This is a genomic window from Acetobacterium sp., assembly GCF_039830195.1.
Lineage (GTDB): Bacteria > Bacillota > Clostridia > Eubacteriales > Eubacteriaceae > Acetobacterium.
Genome location: NZ_JBDODG010000046.1, coordinates 240,770 through 254,132, shown reverse-complemented (window position 1 = coordinate 254,132; position 13,363 = coordinate 240,770). Strand labels below are relative to the sequence as shown.

14 protein-coding genes are annotated in these 13,363 nt (G+C 45.0%); 10 read left to right on the top strand and 4 right to left on the bottom strand.

What is annotated here, in order from left to right; all coding sequences use genetic code 11:
- The first annotated feature begins 456 nt into the window (after positions 1–456).
- Together ABGU93_RS15750 and ABGU93_RS15745 are read left to right on the top strand one after the other, a co-directional pair.
- Positions 457–777, top strand: coding sequence for a helix-turn-helix transcriptional regulator (locus ABGU93_RS15750; protein ID WP_347414348.1), 321 nt, complete (start codon positions 457–459; stop codon positions 775–777).
- Positions 778–1,212, top strand: coding sequence for an ImmA/IrrE family metallo-endopeptidase (locus tag ABGU93_RS15745; protein ID WP_347414347.1), 435 nt, complete (start codon positions 778–780; stop codon positions 1,210–1,212).
- A 363-nt stretch (positions 1,213–1,575) separates the two neighbouring features.
- On the opposite strand, the gene ABGU93_RS15740 is transcribed toward ABGU93_RS15745, so the two are convergent.
- On the bottom strand, positions 1,576–1,740 hold the full coding sequence (locus ABGU93_RS15740; protein WP_322518856.1) for a hypothetical protein: 165 nt from the start codon (positions 1,738–1,740) through the stop codon (positions 1,576–1,578).
- Between the two features lie 234 nt (positions 1,741–1,974).
- Between ABGU93_RS15740 and ABGU93_RS15735 the strand changes: the two genes are divergently transcribed.
- The 5 genes from ABGU93_RS15735 to ABGU93_RS15715 all read left to right on the top strand — a co-directional run bounded on the left by ABGU93_RS15735 (position 1,975) and on the right by ABGU93_RS15715 (position 7,151).
- A complete protein-coding gene (locus ABGU93_RS15735) occupies positions 1,975–2,571 on the top strand; it encodes a glycerol-3-phosphate responsive antiterminator (protein WP_347414346.1) in 597 nt (198 codons plus the stop codon).
- A 46-nt stretch (positions 2,572–2,617) separates the two neighbouring features.
- Positions 2,618–3,265, top strand: coding sequence for an SGNH/GDSL hydrolase family protein (locus tag ABGU93_RS15730; protein ID WP_347414345.1), 648 nt, complete (start codon positions 2,618–2,620; stop codon positions 3,263–3,265).
- Between the two features lie 70 nt (positions 3,266–3,335).
- A complete protein-coding gene (locus ABGU93_RS15725) occupies positions 3,336–4,874 on the top strand; it encodes an amidohydrolase (protein ID WP_347414344.1) in 1,539 nt (512 codons plus the stop codon).
- 12 nt (positions 4,875–4,886) lie between these two features.
- Entirely contained in the window at positions 4,887–6,374 is a 1,488-nt protein-coding gene (gene glpK / locus ABGU93_RS15720) for a glycerol kinase GlpK (RefSeq protein WP_347414343.1), read from the top strand.
- A 222-nt stretch (positions 6,375–6,596) separates the two neighbouring features.
- Complete coding sequence (locus tag ABGU93_RS15715; RefSeq protein WP_347414342.1) at positions 6,597–7,151, top strand: DJ-1 family glyoxalase III; 555 nt, start codon at positions 6,597–6,599, stop codon at positions 7,149–7,151.
- Positions 7,152–7,385: 234 nt separating this feature from the next.
- Here ABGU93_RS15715 and ABGU93_RS15710 read toward each other — a convergent pair whose 3' ends face one another.
- Entirely contained in the window at positions 7,386–7,886 is a 501-nt protein-coding gene (locus tag ABGU93_RS15710; protein WP_347414341.1) for a hypothetical protein, read from the bottom strand.
- Positions 7,887–8,080: 194 nt separating this feature from the next.
- Between ABGU93_RS15710 and ABGU93_RS15705 the strand changes: the two genes are divergently transcribed.
- Positions 8,081–9,484, top strand: a complete 1,404-nt coding sequence (locus tag ABGU93_RS15705) for an ATP-binding protein (RefSeq protein ID WP_347414340.1) — start codon at positions 8,081–8,083, stop codon at positions 9,482–9,484.
- A gap of 104 nt (positions 9,485–9,588) precedes the next feature.
- Here the strand turns inward: ABGU93_RS15705 and ABGU93_RS15700 are convergent, their stop codons facing one another.
- Complete coding sequence (locus ABGU93_RS15700) at positions 9,589–9,837, bottom strand: hypothetical protein (RefSeq protein WP_347414339.1); 249 nt, start codon at positions 9,835–9,837, stop codon at positions 9,589–9,591.
- 262 nt (positions 9,838–10,099) lie between these two features.
- Between ABGU93_RS15700 and ABGU93_RS15695 the strand changes: the two genes are divergently transcribed.
- Positions 10,100–10,276 (top strand): hypothetical protein, encoded by a 177-nt coding sequence (locus ABGU93_RS15695; protein ID WP_347414338.1) that lies wholly within the window; start codon positions 10,100–10,102, stop codon positions 10,274–10,276.
- 59 nt (positions 10,277–10,335) lie between these two features.
- Here the strand turns inward: ABGU93_RS15695 and ABGU93_RS15690 are convergent, their stop codons facing one another.
- On the bottom strand, positions 10,336–11,622 hold the full coding sequence (locus tag ABGU93_RS15690) for a helix-turn-helix domain-containing protein (protein WP_347414337.1): 1,287 nt from the start codon (positions 11,620–11,622) through the stop codon (positions 10,336–10,338).
- 284 nt (positions 11,623–11,906) lie between these two features.
- On the opposite strand from ABGU93_RS15690, the gene ABGU93_RS15685 reads away from it, so the two are divergent.
- A complete protein-coding gene (locus ABGU93_RS15685; RefSeq protein ID WP_347414336.1) occupies positions 11,907–13,175 on the top strand; it encodes an IS110 family transposase in 1,269 nt (422 codons plus the stop codon).
- The last annotated feature ends 188 nt before the right edge of the window (positions 13,176–13,363 follow it).

Genomic DNA, 13,363 nt, shown 5'->3' with positions numbered 1-13,363 from the left:
AGTACCGACAATTGTTATATCATGTTGTGTGCCTCAAGGCGAACAGTTGCAAAGAAACACTTGGTTAGCCGAATCTTAATTGCAACTGTACGAATTGTGCGCATACAACAGATTAACAATTGGTCGGTACGGTATGCTTATCAACACCCATGAAACGCCCCCTCCCACGGGCGTTTCTTTATATTTTGCGCCGCCACTAACGCCTCAAAACCACCGTTAACCCCATTTATCAAGCATCCGCACCCCAGCCGGTTGAGATAAGTGCTCAACTGCGCAATTTGATTTAAGAATTCATGGGAAGAAATAGAAATACTCTCAGTAAGATATTAATTGTTTCATGTTAAAAAACAAATTAGACTTGAATTTACTTAACACTAATAATGTCAGGAATCCTGACGAAATAGATTGTGTTTTTTTGCGCAGGGCAGTATAATATTCATAAGAGGAGTGAGTAAAATGAAAACTATTTTTGAAAGATTGAAAGGTTACAGAAAGGCGTTAGGTCTTTCTCAAGATTATGTTGCAAAACAGATCGGGGTTTCTCGAACTACCATTACTGCAATAGAATGTGGCGAACGTAATGTTTTAGCGAATGAATTGGATATGTTTGCTCGGATTTACGGTGTAACGGTAGATGAAATCCTTCATGAAACAAAACCTGAAGATGCTGAAGTTAATATGTTTGCCAGAGCTTTTTCAACGCTTTCCGACAATGATAAAAAAGAAATAATGAATCTGATTGATTTTAAAAGGAAGTTTAAGGAGTCAATGATTTAGATGCTGAGAGATTATAAATATGAGAAATATTTAGATTCACCGCAGCAATTAGCTAAAAGAATCATCGACAGGTTACAGGAAGAAAATGAGATAACATTTCCGATTGATCCCTTCAAGTTATTGTCTATGAATGGTATTGTTTACCAATTTCGAGACTTCAAAGAACTTGAGGGGATTTATATTGCTCCACTAAATCAAGAGGATATCCCCATTGTTGGTATCAATTATAATCGACCGATTCCGCGACAGCGTTTTACAGCTGCGCACGAATTGTGTCATCATATTAAAGATCGTTCGAATGAGGCTTGTCCGATTGGCGGACATAAGGATGTATATTCCGTCCGCATCCCCATGGAGTTCGCCGGTCGGAATATACAATTGGGCAGTAACATCAACTCGTTGTCGTTCCACTTGGTTTCAATCGTGATTCTTTAAAGCTCATTGAAAAGCATTGACAAACGAACTAGAAAGCGTCAATGTAATGTTAACAAATCCCTCGGGCCTCTGTCGTAGACACGCACACTCGGTGGGCTTTTTATTTTTAAGGAGAGTTTTATGAGTACTAAACCATAAAAAACCGCTCCAGTTAAGACCCGGGCTGGACACCAAAAGCACAATAGTGATCAGTTATAACAAATATGCAAGAACCAGAAACTCCCGCTCCCACGGGCGTTTTTTCAATTTTTTGCCCCACCACTCACGCCTCAAACCTACCGTTAACCCCGTTTATCAAGCATCCGCCCCCCAGCCCAAAGCGGCCACTGCCGCCGCTGATTTGAGCTGGTAGAAGGTGATCCCCTAGTGAATAAAAGAAAGTTCCAGCGGATAATCCTGATGGTTATGCTGGTTAATGGTCAGGGTTTGACCGGCGGCTACGGCCAGCGCCCCGATGCTCTCATAGACATGGACACTGCGATCGTTGCCGTAGATTGAAATCTGCTCATACTGGTTTAAGCGAATCAATTCTTTGTTAACGATTCTTTATCCCTTGACACCCTGGTAAAAAAGGAATAGAATTAGAAAAAGAAAACCATTACAACCGAATTCATGACAATAGAATAAACATGGGACAAGAGTTTAAGAGATGTCCGTATGATACTGAGGGTGCACCGAGCCGGAAATTTCTGGCTGGCGTCCTCGGTATGATGCGGACTTTTTTATGTTTAAAAAGTCACCGCGGTGTTACGGGAAGGAAATATGATGCAAATAAAAAACGGCGTGACAGTCAATGGCTGTCAACAATTGAAATTCAAAGCGGTTATTCCGTCGGTTCATCAACGGAAAGAATTGCTTTACGCCATTGAAAAAACCGACGCGGATTGGATTATGCTCAAACTGGGGGATATCAATACCCTGCCGCAACTGGTGGGATATATTCATCGGGCCGGAAAAAAGGTGATGGTCCATCAGGATTCAATTAAAGGAATAGCCCGAGATAAAATGGGTATTCAGTATATGGCGAACTGTGGGGTCGACTGTGTCATCACTATGAAACCGCTCTGCGTCAAATATATTAAGGAATCCGGGATGATGGCGGCCTTCGGCTTTTTCGTCATCGATTCGGATGCCTGTCGAACCGGCCTGATCAATATTAAGGAACATCAACCGGATGTGGTTATTCTGATGCCCGGTACCATTCCGGAACAGCTGATTCGGGAGATAAAAGGTGAAACCGGGGTGCCCATCATCTTAGGGGGATTAATGACAACCAGTGAACAAATCAGCAAGGCGATAAAAATCGGTGTTGCGTCAGTGGCCACCAGCAATCTGGAACTCTGGGATCAACAGGCTTGACAGCTTAACATGGTATCAAAATATTTATATAAATGGAGGAAAATTGATGAAAAACGTGATGATTTTTGGCGATTCAAACACCTGGGGATGGGACCCATCCAATGATTTAGTGGCCGCAATTAAACGCTGGCCGGACGAAGTCCGCTGGGCTGGGGTGCTCCAGGCCGAATTAGGCGATGATTATAAGGTCATCCCGGAAGGCTTAAACGGCCGGACCACGGTTTGGGACGATCCCATTGAAGAATACCGCTGTGGCAAACAGCAGATTATTCCTTTGTTGGATAGCCATGCGCCGCTGGATTTAGTGATTATCATGATCGGCACCAATGATTTAAAATGCCGTTATACGGTGACCGCTCAGGATATTGCCAATGGCGCCAGTCTGATTCTCGATAAAACGCTGGCCCAGGTCGGGGCGTTTGGCCCCGCGGGACCAAAGGTGCTGTTTATTGCACCACCGCCGCTGGGGCCGATTGAAGATGGGATCTTCAAATTTATGTTTGCCGGCAACCGCGAAAAATCAATTGAGATGGCCGAATTTTATCAAGGCGTCGCCGCCAGCCGGGGCGTGCCCTTCTTTGATGCCGCAACCGTGGCCCAGGCCAGTGCCATTGACGGCCTTCATTTAGATGCCGCCAGCCACGCCGCGTTGGGTAAAGCCGTCGCCGCTGAAGTTAAAAAGATCTTGGCATAAGTTAAAAACCAGGCGGCGTAAGCCGCCTGAACTTTTATCAGTATCGATCAGAATGAGGAAGGAGGCAGCAATGGAAGAAAAACTTGCCCTCATTAACGGAATTGGCATCACCATGGATGAAGATCATCCGGTTTGCCAGGGAATTTATCTTAAAAATGGGTTCATTGAAAAAATCGGCACCAGCTCAGAGATAGAAAAACAGGCCGAGTTCGAACAGGCAGCGATTATCGATCTCAACGGCCAAACATTTTTACCCGGTCTTCATGATTGCCACGTGCATATGATGAGCACCGGCCTGGCGGCGATCGGCATTAACCTGTATGACTGCCGATCGATTGCCGCGGTGCTGGAAAAACTGGCAGCCGACAAGAGTGCCAACGAACAGGAATGGATCTTTGGCTATGGGCTGGATGAATCCCGGTTACAGGAGAAAAGACCGCCCACTGCCAGCGAATTGGATCAGGTTTTTAGAGACCGGCCCGTATATCTGGTCGACCGGGGCCTGCATTATACCCAGGTCAATACCATTGCCATGGAATTGATGGGATTTTTAGAAGCTGAAGAAGGCCTCGGTCGGGATCAGGCGGGAAAGCGAAATGGCCGGCTTCACAGTCATGCCAACAGTCATGCCCGCAAATATTTTTTTGATAAGCTGACCTGGGATCAGCGGGAAGCGGCCATTCGCCATACCGCAAAAATGGCGGTGGCAATGGGCGTCACCACCATTCATGCAATGGAAGGCGGCGATCTGTCTTCGGATTCCGACATCCCGGTATTTTTAGAACTCATCGACAGTTTGCCGCTCCATGTGGTGCTGCACTGGTGCAGTACCGCGGTGCCGGAGGTGGTGGCCAAGGGGCTGACAATCATTGGCACCGATATCCTCCTGGATGGCTCGATTGGTTCACGCACCGCCGCATTTAAGGAACCCTATGCGGATGATCCCGAATCGCTCGGTGAACTTTACTATACTGATGAGTGGATCACCCATTACATCGAAACCGCCCATCGAGCGGGACTGCAAACCGGTTTTCATGCCATTGGTCAACGGGCCATCACCCAGGTGCTAAACTGTCTGGAACGGGCTTTAAATAAATATCCGGTTGATGACCATCGCTTTCGGATTGAACATTTTGGTTTTCCGGATGACCGCGATATTAAACGGGCGGCAGCGCTGGGCGCGGTGATTTCGACCCAACCGGCATTTACCTATTTGCGGGGCGGTCCCGCTAGTGTCTATGAAGAACGGGTCGGGGCGGAACGAAATCACCGGGCTTATCCGATTCGTGAGTTTATCGATGCCGGGCTTGTTGTGAGTGGCGGATCGGATTCCAATGTGACCCCCATCAATCCGGTCCTGGGGATTCATGCGGCGGTCAATCCGCCCTATTCGCCAAACGCCATCAGCCCCGGCGAGGCACTGCGGCTGTTTACCATCGATGGGGCCTTCACCGCCAAAGAAGAACTGCTCCGCGGCAGCTTAAGCCCCGGTAAAGCCGGCGATATCACGGTTCTGGAGCAAAACCCGCTGGCGGTCGCACCGGAAACCATCAAGGATATTGGGGTCGTGATGACCATTTATCAAGGCAAAATTGTTTATAAAAAATAAAGGAGAAGCGCGATGAAGTATATTTTAGGAATTGATGAAGGCACGACCGGCGTCAAGGTCATGATTTTTGATAAAGCCGTGAACGTTATTTCCCAGGCTTACTCGGAATTTACTCAGCATTTTCCCCAATCTGGATGGGTTGAGCATGATGCCAATGAAATTTGGGAAGTGACCCTGAAAATGGTGGCGGAGGCGCTAAAAAATGGTAACGTCAAACCGGAAGCGATTGAAGCCATCGGCATTACCAATCAACGGGAAACCACGGTGTTTTGGGACAAAACCACCAGCCAGCCGGTGTGTCGGGCGATTGTCTGGCAGGACCGCCGCAGTCTGGACATCTGTGAAGCCCTGGAAGCCAAAGACGGGGCCGGGATTGTTGATCGCACCGGGATGATCATTGTCCCCAATGATGCCGCCACAAAAATTCGCTGGCTGTTGGACAATGACCCCAAGGTGAAGGCCGGCGTCGATAACGGCGAATTGCTTTACGGCACTATTGATACCTGGCTGGTTTGGAAGCTGACTGGTGGCCGGGCCCATGTGACCGATTACTCCAATGCCTCGGTTACGCTGCTGCAAAACGCCAGAACCCTGGATTATGACGAATGGATTCTCAATGAATTACAGATCCCCCGGGAAATTCTGCCGGAGCTGCGAACTTCCAGCGAGGTGTATGGCATGACCGATCCGGCCGTGTTCTTTGGGGCCGAAATTGCAGTGGCCGGTATTTTAGGTGATCAGCAGGCCGCCGCATTTGGCCAGGGCTGTCTGGAAAAGGGGATGGCAAAAAACACCTATGGAACCGGATCCTTTATGGTGATGAATACCGGCGATAAGTATGTGCCACCGTCTGACGGTCTGTTTTCACCGGTGCTATGGAGTGCCAAAGGACGAACCGATTACGGCCTGGAAGGCATGGCTGATGTCTCAGGCGCTGTCATCCAATGGCTGCGGGATGGTCTGGGAATTATTAACGACGCCAAAGAGGCCGAGGAACTGGCGCTGCAGGTGGAAGACAGTCTCGGGGTCTATTTTGTGCCGGCTTTTGTGGGCTTGGGGGCGCCCTATTTTGATTCCTACGCCCGCGGCACGATTATGGGGATTTCCCGGGGGACGACCAAGCATCACATTGCTCGGGCGGCCCTGGAATCGATGGCCTTTCAGGTGAAAGATGCCTTTAATGTGATGGAAAAGAAATCGGGTTTTAAATTGACCAAACTGCGGGCTGACGGCGGTGGCGCCAAAAGTGATTTCATGCTGCAGTTCCAGGCCGATATTTTAGGCATTCCCGTCGAGCGCCCGGTGATTACCGAAACGACGACCCTGGGGGCGGTTTATGCAGCCGGTCTGGCTGTGGGCTATTGGGACAGCTTTGCCGAAATTGCCGAGTTCTGGAAAATTGAACGGCGCTTCGAACCGCAAATCAGTGCCGAAAAACGTCAGGAATTGTGTGGTTTCTGGGATCAGGCTGTGCAACGATCGATGGGATGGCTGAAATAAAAATGGTTAAATTGCTGTGACCGGGTTTCACAACGACGCGGACTACACTAAGAAGACACGTTGTCAATGGCGCATTAAGCCATTGCCAGCGTGGTTTTTATTTTAACGCCAGCCAGCGTGATAATTCTCTCCAATTGGGACCTGATTTCTGTTAAAATAGAGACAGAAATAAGCAGTGAATCGCTTGGAAAACTGAACAGTTTTGTAATAAGGAGGAAAAAGATGAACGTAATAGTTTTTTTAGCACCGGGATTTGAGGAAGTGGAAGCTTTAACCGTGGTCGATTATTTAAGACGCGTCAAGCCGATTACGGTGGAAATGGTTAGCGTCGGCGACAGCCTGATGGTTGCCGGCAGTCATCAGATTGAAGTCAAAGCGGACAAACATATTGATGAGCTGGACAACCTTGATGGTTACGCGGCGGTTGTTATACCTGGTGGCATGCCCGGAGCCGCCAATCTGCGGGACGATGCCCGGGTCGTCAAAATCGTCAACGACATGAATGCGGCCGGAAAATTAGTGGCCGCCATCTGTGCCGGGCCCATCGTGCTAGCCAAAGCCGGGATCATTGCTGGCAAAAAAGTGACCTCTTATCCCGGCTTTGAGGCGGATCTGCCCCAGGCAATCTACCAAACGGACGCCGTCATCCGGGACGGCAACCTGATCACCTCCCGGGGCCCGGGCAAAGCCGTCGATTTTGCCCTGGAACTGGTGACGGTTTTAGTCGGCGCGCAAGAAGCCGAGACGCTGCGCAAAAATATTCTTTATGATAAGTAGGAAGACAATACGAGCGTAGTGCCGGGGATGACAGTCATCGCAATCGTGAAGATCTGTGGCTGAAAATTTCTGATAAATATAAAAAGCTGCTTGTTACCTAAATTGAAAGGGAGAAGCGATGATCAATAATCAATGGTACGCCATTCTGCCATCTAAGGCAGTGAAAACGGATGAGATAGTTAGCGTTAAACGTCTGAATCAGGAACTTCGGTAACTAGACTGTCGATTGGCAGATTAAAGTTTGCGACTGTCATAGGCCCAGTGCAGCAGGGCCTGTCGCTGTTTTTTGCGACAGCTTTGATCCATATTGTCGCAATTCTTTTTAATCGCGCCAATATGGCGCACCATCGCTTTCCAGCGCTTAATCTGGCGGCGGTCTTCGTCAGGAACGCGACGGCCATAATAATAGCGGCAATACCATTGAAACCAGCCCCGGGGATCGATGGGGTTGATCCAGCCGTTGGCCTGCCAGACGCTAAGCGGCTGCGAAGCATCGACCTGATAATAATTTAAGGAAATATCTTTTCGGGCTGGCGAGAGTTTGGCATGGTCATACCAATCCTCCGGAAACTCAGATCGACAATCAGTCATGTACTTGCCTCCGAAAAGGCCCAAAGCTAATAGTTCTTTGGGTGAGAGCTCTGGTGTAAAATCAGGATCAAAATTTGCGCCCATCGCTTCACTTAAGTAATAAGAGCCTTGTTGCATGGTATCGTCGATGATTATTTTTTTCATCACAATCGATTCCCTCCCCAATATAATGTCGGTTATTAAATGAATACCCTCTCTGGCACATTTAAAAAAAATTTGGTCAATATTTTCAGAATGAACGTCACAGTCCATTGACAACCATGTGAAAGCTGATATACTAATTACATAAATACTAATTTAACAAATAGTAATTTGATAATTAGCAAGGAGGCAAGAGTGTGTTTGTCGGAAGAAAACGGGAATTAAAAAAGCTTGCAGAGTTGTATCATCAGGATCAATTTGAATGTGCTGTATTTTATGGTCGAAGGCGGGTGGGAAAGACCACCTTGATCGATCATTTCTGTCAGGGCAAAAAAACCATCTATTTCACCGCCACCGAAGGAACGGCTAAAGATAATCTGGCGGCGATGTCCCGGGCCATCCTGAGAGAGACATCGCCAGGCTTACCGTTACCGGCCTTTGCATCTTTCGCTGACCTCTTAAATTTTCTTGACAGCGTATGCGAAAAGGAACGGCTGATTTTGGTCATTGATGAGTATCCTTACCTGGCGGAAAGCTATCCGGCGATCTCATCAATGCTTCAGGCGCATATTGATCACGTCTGGAAAAACAGCCCCTTGTTCCTGATTCTCTGCGGGTCATCGATGAGTTTTATGGAGCATCAGGTATTGGGTTACAAAAGTCCGCTTTACGGTAGAAGAACGGCCCAGTTCAAGATTCATCCCTTTACTTTTTTTGAATCCCGCGAAATGCTGGGCGGGTTTGATCGTGAGGACCAGGCGGTGCTTTATGGTGTGACTGGGGGAATCCCGGAATACCTGTCCCGGATCGATGCTAAAAAGAAACTGGAAGATAATCTGATCAACTTATTTTTCGAGGAAAGCGGCCGCCTGTTCGAGGAACCGGGTAATCTGCTAAAACAGGAACTCCGGGAACCAGCTTCGTATCATTCGGTCATCTCGGCGATTGCCGGAGGCGCCAGCCGGCTAAACGAAATCGCCACGAAAACAGGGCTAGAAACCAGTGGTGCCAGCAGTCGGCTGTCCTCGCTGATTGAACTGGGGATCGTCCGAAAGGAAATTCCGGTGACCGAAGTCCGCAGTAAGAAGACACTTTATCGGCTTGAAGATAGCATGTTTACCTTCTGGTACCGGTTTGTCCGGCCCAACATCAGCGCCATCAGCCGGGGCATTGGTGCCGCTATTTTTGAAAACCAGGTCCGATCACAGCTCAATCATTTTATGGGAAATGTCTTTGAAGAGATCTGTAAACAATATCTGTATTTGCCAGAGATTTATGAAAAGGCGCCCTTCGCCTATGGTGAGGTGGGACGCTGGTGGGGTAATAATCCTGTGGAAAAACGTCAGGAAGAAATCGATCTGATGGCCTTCCATGAAAATCAGGCACTATTCGGCGAATGCAAATGGCAGAATGAACCGGTGAAGATGGACGTGGTATCTGCCCTGAAACGGCGGGGAGAGCTCTTTTCCTTTGCACAAAAGCACTTTGTTATCTTTTCCAAAAGCGGCTTTTCCCAAAATGTCGTCAATGACTGCCGGGGTGAAGAAATTGAGTTGATCGATTTTAAGACGATGACATATTTAGAAACTTCCCTTAACTGAGCGGAGCTTCCCGGTTTTCAGAAATAGTCACAAATAAAAGACACGCTGTCAATGGCTGATTAAAACCATTGACAGCGTGTTTTTTATGTCTAGATATCAGTTGGTCAGCGGAGCTGCGACGCATCAATGACCACGTAGGTACCATCGGCCCACTGATCCAGCGCGATTTGGATCACCGGCGAGCCGTCCGTATCGATAAAGGCCTGGACAATTTCATCATCCATTTGCGATTCAATAGCGACTTCAGTCACTCCATTAAACGAAAAGCCATCGAATGCTTTAATGATGTCCCGCCAGATATCCCGGGAACCATCAATTTTTTTCAGGTTCTTGATCACTTGTTCAATATTCATTTTTTTACCTCCCCAATATTATGTCGGCTATTAAATGAATACCCTCCCTGACGCATTTTAAAATTATTTGATCAAGATATTTTAAAAATCAACTTTACAGATCATCGACTACCATATAAATGCTGAGTTGCTAATTGAACGAATAATAAGTGAACAATTAGTAAAGGCGGGAATAATGTGTTTGACGAAAGTGATCGAAGCTTAGCGGTTAAAGTTTGCGACTGTCATAAGCCCAAGTGCAGCATAGCGTTGGCCGATGCCCATGTCCGGTTCATCACCGACCCCAAAACCGATCGAATCACCCCCCGGCCATATGAATGCCACAGTGATGGAGGCCATGGCAGATTTCGCCGTGTCTCAAGGCTTTGGGGTGATCCGTTATCCCGATGAATTGTTTTGCCATTTTCAGATTCCGCTGCGGAATTCGATAGCTTATTAGAATAGTTAAAACCCTCGTCAATGTGGCGAGGGTTTTGTGTTTATCTGTAAAAAATGGATTTAATATTTGAATTTCAAAAAGTTCAACTCACCCATAAATATTAAAATTTTCAGTGACAGATGATAATGAAAAATGTGCTCATTATCGGTCAACTCCGAGTTCAAGATTTTTTTTATCCGATCGAGACGATATTTCATGGTGTTTCGGTGAATACTCAGAAGTTCGGAGGATGCCACGATGTTTAGTCTATTTTCAAGGTAGATAAACAGTGTGTACAGGTATTCTGAGTGTTTGGCAGCATCGTGTTGTTTTAAATCAAGCAGAGATGGGTTACAAAAATCCATTAGGTTATGTTCCTTTGACATCATTTCAAGTAAATGATAGGTTGCATAGTCTTCGTAATAAAAAATTGTTTTTCTTTCATCACTTATTTTTCGTCCTAATTCGATGGCTAAATTTGCCTGAGCGAAGAAATTTTTTAGATCAGAAAATTTAGTGAACCGTCGACTGATACCTAAGCGCATTTTATTTTTCAAAAGATATTTCTTCAGTTTTTCCAGCTCATTTGCAAAAAATAAAGTCTCGCTTTCTGAACTGACAAGAATGACAATTTGATTGTTAAAGACAATCGAGTAATCGATATCAAAAATTCGCTCAAGTTCATATTTGGCATAAGGGATCGTCGTATTATAAACTTCAAAATTATCAATAAAAATGGTCAATAGGAAAAGATTTTTCTTTAAGTTGGCAAAAATAATTTTCTCCTGTTCAATAATTTCTACCTCATCTGATATTTTTCCTGTCAGCATGTCTGTAAAAAAATACTCCTGGATATGACTTCGCTTATTACTGTATCGATGATCTTCTTTGAATTTGATGGTAAGAGCATTGCAAATAATTGTATTTAGCGCAAAATCATCTTCTTCAAAATTATGAGTGATATCAAAAATCCCGAGATGGGCAACGAGCTTATCTTTAATTTTAATTTTAGACATAATAATGGTATTTTGCCAATTTGGAAGTTTAGCAAGAATCGAAAGATCATTATTATATACCTTTTCGATAATACGTTTGTTTTTAATTGCATTGAGAAACTCAGTTGAGCAGTGGCCATCGTTTACTATATCATTCCAGATTTTATTATCTGTCACAACACTGGGTGTGCTTGCAATTAATTCATAAGCTTCATCAAGAAGAATCATTGGATTATTAATCAATTGAGACGAAACATTGATAATTTCATGAATTGGACTGTCATTAGAGATCATTTGTAACAGTTTGGCAGAAAAAGAATAAGACAGGGGGTTTCTTATTTCTTTTAAGTTTTTAGACATTTTAATCTCCATTCCGCTGCTATCGCTTGCGGCACAAATAGTAATGAAAAATGGTGTGCGATTTTCACCATTTTGTTATAATTTTTATAGGAGTGACGATACTACAAAGCACGGGAGGAGGAGTCGTAGATTACGTCTCGTTCAAAACAGTATTTTAATCAGTGTAAGTTCCATCTTTCAAGCACAAATAAGTGGATCCACGAGACCGCACACTAAGAATTGTTTTAACGCCTGTTAATTTGTGTGATGGATCAGTCAAACGTTACTCCAACCTTTATGAAGGGAGTTGTTTTGCTGTGAAAGTTGTTTATCCGATTTGTTGTGGCATTGATGTTCATAAAACATTTCTGGTTGCCACGATGATTAAAACAACCAATGCCATTGAACCGTCGTATTCTAAAAAGCGTTTCTCAACTTTCAACAATGCCATTCTACAACTTAAACAATGGCTTCTGGAAAATGATTGTCATGATGTCTGTATGGAATCCACCGGTAAATACTGGGTACCCGTCTACAATCTGTTAGAAGATGTCATCGCTGTTACCATTGCCAATCCCAAGTGGGTCAGGGCTGTGAAAGGGAATAAAGATGATGTCAAAGATTCCAAATGGATTGGTGATTTATTCCGTCTTGGGATTGTTCCCGGTAGTTTTATTCCTGAAAAAAACATACGTATTCTCCGTGAGTATACCCGCTATCGGGCTAAACTTGTTTCCTGCAAGTCGAGTGAAAAAAATCGTTTCCAAAATGCGTTCACCGTTTGTAATGTAGCCCTTGATGCTGTCGTTTCAGACATGTTCGGCAAATCTGCCACCGCCATCACGGACTATTTAATGACTTCTGACACGTTTGATTCCAAAACATGTACTTCTTTTCTCAAACGATCACTTAAGAAAAAATCAGATGCCGTCATTGAATCGATCCAAGGTTATCAAATGACGTGTGAACAAAAGGATCGTATGATTATGATTAAATCCCATCTTGATTTTGTTGAAAATTCCATTTCGGAAATCGATCAAAAACTTGACCAGATGATGGTGCCTCATGAACATCTCATCACTTTACTCAGCACCATTCCCGGAGTGAAGCGCAGCTCTGCGATTACCATCATCTCCGAGATTGGCACCGATATGACACAATTCAGCTCTTCTAAGCGTTTATGCTCCTGGGCGGGATTAACGCCTGGAAACAATGAATCTGCCGGTAAGAAGAAATCGGTTCGAATTACACGTGCGGGTATCTACCTGAAACCTGCATTGGTACAATGTGCCCATGCAGCCGTGAAATCCAAAGATTTACCTTACTACAGAATAAAATACGAACGTATCTTTAAACGACGCGGTAAAAAAAGAGCCATTGTTGCCATCGCCAGAATGATTCTTACTGCAATCTATCATATGTTGACTACAGGAGAATCGTTTAATCCTTGTGATTTATACAAGATTGACATGCCTCAAGAAATCAAAGATCAACAAAAATCCAAAGCAATCAAACAAGCCTTCAAACTTTTAATTTCCAGCGGTTATTTAGCTTCTGATATTCAGAAGCTCTCGACCGGAAGCTAAGAACTTTACTTTTTTTCTTTTCTTTATTAAGTTCGGCCTTTTTTGAGGGCCGGGGTTATTTTTCACACTATCACTCCTCAAACTATTTATAGCTCAAAATTTCATTACATATTTTTAAAATCAGAGTAGCACAAAACCCGGTTATAGACAACGTTTATAAAAATTATTGTGCAACAAGCATAATATCA